8 protein-coding genes are annotated in these 6,175 nt (G+C 67.5%); 3 read left to right on the top strand and 5 right to left on the bottom strand.

The genetic code is table 11. The features are described 5' to 3' along the window. On the top strand, positions 1-96 hold a 96-nt coding region (locus AC1D15_RS14920; protein WP_477826596.1), incomplete at its 5' end, for a DUF3309 family protein. An 8-nt stretch (positions 97-104) separates the two neighbouring features. Here AC1D15_RS14920 and AC1D15_RS14915 read toward each other — a convergent pair. The 5 genes from AC1D15_RS14915 to AC1D15_RS14895 form a co-directional block, all read right to left on the bottom strand. Then, positions 105-674 carry a DUF924 family protein gene (locus AC1D15_RS14915; RefSeq protein ID WP_465113159.1) on the bottom strand — a complete coding sequence of 190 codons (570 nt, stop codon included), beginning with the start codon at positions 672-674 and terminating at the stop codon, positions 105-107. A gap of 22 nt (positions 675-696) precedes the next feature. After that, on the bottom strand, positions 697-2,790 hold the full coding sequence (locus tag AC1D15_RS14910; protein ID WP_477826595.1) for a prolyl oligopeptidase family serine peptidase: 2,094 nt from the start codon (positions 2,788-2,790) through the stop codon (positions 697-699). A 110-nt stretch (positions 2,791-2,900) separates the two neighbouring features. Beyond that, positions 2,901-3,182 (bottom strand): GNAT family N-acetyltransferase, encoded by a 282-nt coding sequence (locus tag AC1D15_RS14905; protein WP_465113160.1) that lies wholly within the window; start codon positions 3,180-3,182, stop codon positions 2,901-2,903. Between the two features lie 92 nt (positions 3,183-3,274). Then, positions 3,275-3,832, bottom strand: coding sequence for a YaeQ family protein (locus AC1D15_RS14900; RefSeq protein WP_477826594.1), 558 nt, complete (start codon positions 3,830-3,832; stop codon positions 3,275-3,277). A 91-nt stretch (positions 3,833-3,923) separates the two neighbouring features. Next, positions 3,924-5,075 carry a branched-chain amino acid ABC transporter substrate-binding protein gene (locus AC1D15_RS14895; RefSeq protein ID WP_477826593.1) on the bottom strand — a complete coding sequence of 384 codons (1,152 nt, stop codon included), beginning with the start codon at positions 5,073-5,075 and terminating at the stop codon, positions 3,924-3,926. Between the two features lie 175 nt (positions 5,076-5,250). Between AC1D15_RS14895 and AC1D15_RS14890 the strand changes: the two genes are divergently transcribed. Together AC1D15_RS14890 and AC1D15_RS14885 are read left to right on the top strand one after the other, a co-directional pair. Then, entirely contained in the window at positions 5,251-5,529 is a 279-nt protein-coding gene (locus tag AC1D15_RS14890; RefSeq protein ID WP_047511353.1) for a hypothetical protein, read from the top strand. Positions 5,530-5,612: 83 nt separating this feature from the next. Then, the gene (locus AC1D15_RS14885; protein ID WP_477826592.1) at positions 5,613-6,008 is read left to right on the top strand and encodes a COG4315 family predicted lipoprotein; all 396 of its coding nucleotides are present in this window, start codon (positions 5,613-5,615) and stop codon (positions 6,006-6,008) included. Positions 6,009-6,175: the final 167 nt, after the last annotated feature.

Genomic DNA, 6,175 nt, shown 5'->3' with positions numbered 1-6,175 from the left:
TGGCCGCACAGCCGCAGCTGGGGCTATGGCCCGAGCGGTGGGCTCGGGCTGGTCGTGATCATCCTGATCGTGCTGCTCCTGATGGGCAGGATCTAGAACGGCGACTAGAAACGCGACCCCGGTTGCTGCAGGAACAGCGCCTCCTCGGGTGACGACGCCCGCCCGAGGATCGCGTTGCGGTGCGGAAAGCGCCCGAAGCGCGCGATGACCTCGCGGTGCTTGTGCGCGTAATCCAGCATGCCCTGCAGCACCGGCGCCTCGTGTGCGAGGCGGGTGAAGCGCGCCACCGCCTCGTCCTGGCAGGCCAGGTCTTCGGCATGCTCGAACGGCATGTAGGCGAAGGCACGCCGCAGCGGCGGCAGGCCCAGGTCGAGCCCGTTGTCGCACAGCGCCCGGGCGGCGGCCAGCGCCAGTGCATCGCCGGCAAACGAACGCTCGCGGTCGCGGAACACGTTGCGCGTGAACTGGTCGAGCAACAGGATGCGCGCCAGTGCCGCATCGGCCGGCGCCTGCCAGTCGAGCAAGCCGCCGGCGAGCGCCTCGTCGATCAAGAGCCCGAAGCGCTCGGCGATCTCGAGGTCGGTCTGCGCGCTCTTCGTGAACCACAGCGCGCGCATCTCGCCCGGCTCGGGACCGAACCACCAGTCCAGCAGCTCGGCCGCGCGCGGGTCCATCGCTTCTTTCAGCGTCCGAGTCCTAACGACCCAATTGCTGCCACAGGTAGCTGTACTCCAGCGCCTGCAGGTGCGCGCGCTGCTCGTTGTCGGCCGCGCCGCCGTGGCCGCCCTCGATGTTCTCGTAGTACAGCAGCTCGTGCCCCTGCGACAGCATCAGCRCCGCCATCTTGCGGGCATGGGCCGGGTGCACCCGGTCGTCGCGCGTCGACGTGGTGAACAGCACCTTCGGGTACTTCACGCCCTTGCGCACGTTCTGGTACGGGCTGTACTTCGAGATGAAGGCCCACTCGGCCGCATCGTCCGGGTTGCCGTACTCGGCCATCCACGAGGCGCCCGCCAGCAGCGTGTGGAAGCGCCGCATGTCGAGCAGCGGCACCTGGCAGACCACCGCGTTGAAGAGGTCGGGGCGCTGCGTGAACGTGGCGCCCACCAGCAGCCCGCCGTTGCTGCCRCCCATGATGCCGAGGTGGCGCGGCGCGGTGATCTTCTGCGCGACCAGGTCTTCGGCGACCGCGATGAAGTCGTCGTAGCTGTGCTGCTTGTTCGCCTTCACCGCGCTCTGGTGCCAGGCCGGCCCGAACTCGCCGCCGCCGCGGATGTTGGCCACCACCAGCACGCCGCCGCGCTGGTACCAGGCGCGGCCGAAGCTGCCCGAATACCAGGGCTTCAGCGAGATCTCGAAGCCGCCATAGCCGTACAGCAGCGTCGGGTTGCCGCCGTCGGCCTTCGCGCCCTGCGGCCAGACCACGAAGTAGGGCACGCGCGTGCCGTCCTTCGAGGTCGCGAAGCGCTGCTCGGCGCGCATGCCCTTCGAATCGAACAGGCCCTTGCGCGACTTCAGCAGCTCGCGATCGTCGTTCGCGGTGCCCGCGAGGTACAGCGAATCGGGCGTCAGGAAATCGGTGTACGTCAGCAGGTAGCGCTCGGCCAGCGGGTCGTTCTTGATCAGCGGGTCGTGCAGGCTGCTGATGCCCAAAGCGCCGGGGAAGGGCGCCGCGATCTCGCGCCGCGTGAAGCCCTTGGGATCCTTGTGCCACTGCTCCAACTTGCCCGCCACGTTGTCGAGCACGTTCAGCAGCACGTGGTCGCGCGTGGTGGTGTAGCCCGACAGCGAGCGTGTCGGTGTCGGCGTGAACAGCGTGCGCAGCTTGCGCTCGCCGCGCAGCCAGGCGGCCGCGTCGCCGTAGAGCAGCGAGCCGCTCGCGAACTTGTCGGCACCGGCCTGGAAATCGCTGCGCAGGTGCAGCAGCAGGGTGTCGCGCAGGAAGCCCACCGACGCGTCGTCCGGCACATCGAGCTTGACGAGCTTGTCGCCGCTCAGCAGGAACTGGTGGCTGTTGTAGAAGTCGAGCGCGCGGCTGAAGACGATGCGCTCGAAGCCCGGTGTGCGGTCGACGCTGACGCTCACCGCCACGTCCTTGGCCTCGCCCTCGAACACCGTGACCGCCTCGGCCAGCGGCGTGCCGCGCTTCCAGCGCTTGACGATGCGCGGGTAGCCCGAATCGGTGAGGGAGCCGGGGCCGAAATCGGTGCCGACGTAGATCGTGTTCTCGTCCAGCCAGTCGACTTCGGATTTGGCCTCGGGCAGCGTGAAGCCGTCCTTGACGAACTGCTTCGTGACGGCGTCGAACTCGCGCACCACCTTCGCATCGGCTCCGCCGCGCGACAGCGAGACCAGGCAGCGCCGGTAGTCCGGGCCGAGCACGGCGGCGCCGCCCCAGACCCAGTTCTCCTTCTCGGCGGCACCGAGCGCGTCGAGGTCGATCACCGTTTCCCAGGCCGGTTCGGCCTTGCGGTACTCGGCCAGCGTGGTGCGCCGCCACAGGCCGCGCTTGTGGTTCTCGTCCTGCCACAGGTTGTAGAGCCAGTCGCCGCGGCGCGAGACGGCCGGGATGCGGTCCTTCGCGTTCAGCACCTCGAGCAGCTGGCTGCGGGTGGGCGCGAACTCGGGGCGCGCGGTCAGCTCCTTCTGCGATGCGGCGTTGCGCTCGCGCACCCAGGCGAGGGCGCGTTCGCCCTGCACCTCTTCGAGCCAGGCGAACGGATCGGCACCGGCGCCGGTGGCGGCGCTGGTGGCCGCAGATGCAGCGGAGGAAGCAGGGGTTTGCGACATGGCAGGCGTGGCGGTCAGGCCCAGCAGGGGAGTGGCGACGGCGCCGACGGTGCCTGCGAGCAGGCGGCGGCGAGTGGCGGAGATGCGGGACGAAGTGGGAAACGTCAAGGTCATGCCCTCAGGAACGAGGTTTCCGGATGGCGCTCCATGTAGGCGCGCACGTACGAACACTGCGGATCGATCTTCAGGTTCTCGGTCATCGCGTGGTCGAAGGCGGCCTCGACCAGCTCGCCGGCGATGCCGCGGCCTTGCAGTGCCGGCGGCACCTCGGTGTGCGTCATCTGCATGACGTCGCCGGCGAGCCGGTAGTCGGCCACGCAGAGCTGGCCATCGACGGTGGCTTCGAAGCGCTGCTGCGCCGGGTTGTGGGTGACGAGCACGGGTTGGCTCATGGTCGGGTCTCCTCCAACGGCGGACTGATGATCAGCCGGAGTCTGCCAGCACCCGAACGGTTTTTTTCAACGGATTTCGCGGCTGCAGGAGCTCAGGCTTCGGGCGTCAGCCGCTGCGGCGCGACCTCGATGCTGCGCGTGCCGTCGCCGACCCAGACGGTGCCGTCCTGCACCGTCACCTGCAGCTGCATCGTGCGCTGCGCGAGCGCGGCCAGCGCCTGGCTCTGCTCGGCCGGCACCTGCCAGACGGCGAGGTTGCGCGCCCGGGTGACCTTGGTCGCGATGCCGGCCCACCAGATCGGCGTGCTGTGGCTGAAGCTGTACACCGTGACGCGCTCGGCGCGCGGGCTCGCCTTCATCAGGCGCTTGTCGTCGGGCTGGCCGACCTCGAGCCACTGCACGATCTGGCCGGTCAGGTCCTTCTGCCAGARGTCGGGCTCGTCGGTGTCCCACAGGCTTTTCGCGAACTCGAGCGCGCCGTTGTCGTTGTCGGCCGGCACGTTCAAGGCGAACGCGAGCAGCCGCATCATCATCCGCTCGTCGGTCTCCGACGGGTGGCGGGCGATCGTCACGCCGTGATCGCCATAGACATTGCGGTCCATGTCGGCCAGCTGGATCGTGGCCTTGTAGATGGTGGCTTTCAATGCCATGGCGGTAAGTGTCCGGAAAGAGAAGACGGCCGGAAAAGCAAAAGGGGCCTGGATTAGACCAGACCCCTTTCAGGAGGAAGTGCCGAACGGCTTACCAGCGGTCGGAGCGCATCAGCGGTTCCCACTGGCCGTCGCGGCGGCGGTACACCGTGATCGCGCCGTAGGCCTGTTCGCCGTCGGCGGTGAAGCGCATCGAGCTGGTCACCGGCGACACCGGGTCGATGGTGTGCAGCTTCTCGCGCAGCTTGACCGAGTCGACGCTGTCCGCGCGGCGCATCGCATCGGCGATCACGTACATCGCGTCATAGGCGTAGTGGGCGCCCCACACCGGATCGGACTTGAAGACGGTCTGGAACTTCTTCAGGAAGGCCGTGCCGGCCGCGAACTCGCGCGGCTCCAGTGCGCTGGAGGTGACGTACAGCGTGGTCACGTCGTTCGGCGCCTTGGCGAGCTTCTCGGTCTTCGACGAGTTGGTCGACAGCACCGGCACGCCCGACAGGCCGGCGGCCTTCATCTGCTCGAACAGCGGCAGCAGCTGGTTGTCGCGCAGCACGGCCACCAGCACGTCGGGCGGCGTGGCCTTGACCTTGGCGACGAAGGCGGCGAAGTCGGTGGTCTTGTTGCTGACCGACTCGTTCATCGTGACCTTCTTCTTGAGCTTGCCGAGCGCCTCGCTCACGTCCTTGCTCATCGGACGGCCGAAGGCGGTGTCCTCGAAGATGATCGCGACGTTGGTCGCGTTCAGGCTTTCGGCGATGTAGCCGCCGATCGCCTTGGCCTGCAGGCCGTCATTGGCGACCAGCCGGAAGGTGTTGCCGTCGCCCTGCTTGGCCAGGTCGACCGCCGACGAGGTGTACAGCTGCGGGATGTTGGCGGCCTTGTAGATCGGGATCGTGACCTCGGAGATGTCCGAGCTCAGGTGCCCGATCACCGCGGTGACCTTCTGGTCGACCAGTTCCTGCGCGACCTTCTTGGCGGTTTCCTTGTCGGCCTTGTCGTCGACGGCGACAACCTCGATCTTCACGACCTTGCCGGCCACCTTGAAGCCCGAGGCATTCAGCTCGTCGRCAGCCATCTTGACGCCGTTCAGCAGGTCCTGGCCCCGCGCGGCCGACGGGCCGGACAGCGGTTGCGCCACGCCGATCTTGATGCTGGACGGGACGCTCGGTCCGCAGGCCGCCAGCAGGACGAGGGAGGCTGCAGCCACGACCGATGACAGCCGGGCGGGACGGAAAATGCGCATGCGGGGTTCTCCAGAGATGTAATCGAACGTCATCGAACGGTGCGATGACGTGAACGAAGCGGTGATGATTCGATAAGAAATGTATCTGCATCAATGCCCAACGCAAGGCAGGCACTCACTGCCAAACGCCGCAGGGGTGACAATTCGCACATCGCCGCCCATTCAAATTCCCGAAATGACACAGAAGAAGTTCGACCTGGCCAAGAACCTGGCCCTGAAGATCAACAACCAGCTGAAGGCGGGCGGGGTGCCGGGACGCTTCGGCCAGGAGGCGACGGCGCCCGTCGACAAGCGCGAGCAGCGCCGCCGCGATGCCGCCGCCGGGCTGGTGCCGTTCGCCTGCAAGCTGCCGTCGGAGCTGGCGCAGCAGCTCGCCGAGCGGGCGGCCCTGCATGAAGGCGGCATGACCGGGCTGCTGGTCGAGGTGCTGGGCAAGGCGCTGAAGAAGAAATAGATCGCCCGGTTTGCCGGCCACGACAGGAATAGGGACGCCCTTCCTGGCGTAAACAGGGGATCCTCACACCCATGGAGACCCTGATGATGAAGACCAAGACCCTCGTTCCGTTGCTTGGCGCGCTGCTGCTGGCCGCCTGTTCGACGATGTCGTCGATGATGGGCGCTCCGGCGCCAGCGAAGACCGCCGATGGCGCGCTGGTGGGTGCTGCCAACGGCATGACGCTCTACACCTTCGACCGCGACACGGCCGGTGCCGGCAAGAGCGTCTGCAACGGCCCGTGTGCGACCAACTGGCCGCCGCTGATGGCCGACGATGCCGCGAAGGCGAGCGGCGACTGGAGCGTCGTGACCCGCGACGACGGCAAGAAGCAGTGGGCCTTCRAGGGCAAGCCGCTGTACTTCTGGGCCAAGGACATGAAGCCGGGCGAGAAGACCGGGGACGGGTTCAACGGGGTGTGGCATACGGCGACGCCCTGAGTCCCTTGGTTTCGCGCTTTGGCGCGAGAGGCGCGTGCGGGGAGTCTGTGGCTCGCCGGACGGGTCGGTCATCGCCCCTGGGGGCGATGACTGCCCTGCGCTGACTGGTTTCATGGCCCGTCGCCCAAACTCCCTCCACTCACTTCGTTCGTTGTGGTCAAACAGTG

It is taken from the genome of Rhizobacter sp. P2_H2 (assembly GCF_056403375.1).
This window is presented reverse-complemented; position numbering and strand designations above follow the sequence as displayed.

What these genes read in the sequence shown, in the direction of transcription:
- AC1D15_RS14915 (WP_465113159.1), bottom strand. Translation starts at nt 674, where the DNA reads ATGGACCCGCGCGCGGCCGAGCTGCTGGACTGGTGGTTCGGTCCCGAG.
- AC1D15_RS14905 (WP_465113160.1), bottom strand. Translation starts at nt 3,182, where the DNA reads ATGAGCCAACCCGTGCTCGTCACCCACAACCCGGCGCAGCAGCGCTTC.
- AC1D15_RS14890 (WP_047511353.1), top strand. Translation starts at nt 5,251, where the DNA reads ATGACACAGAAGAAGTTCGACCTGGCCAAGAACCTGGCCCTGAAGATC.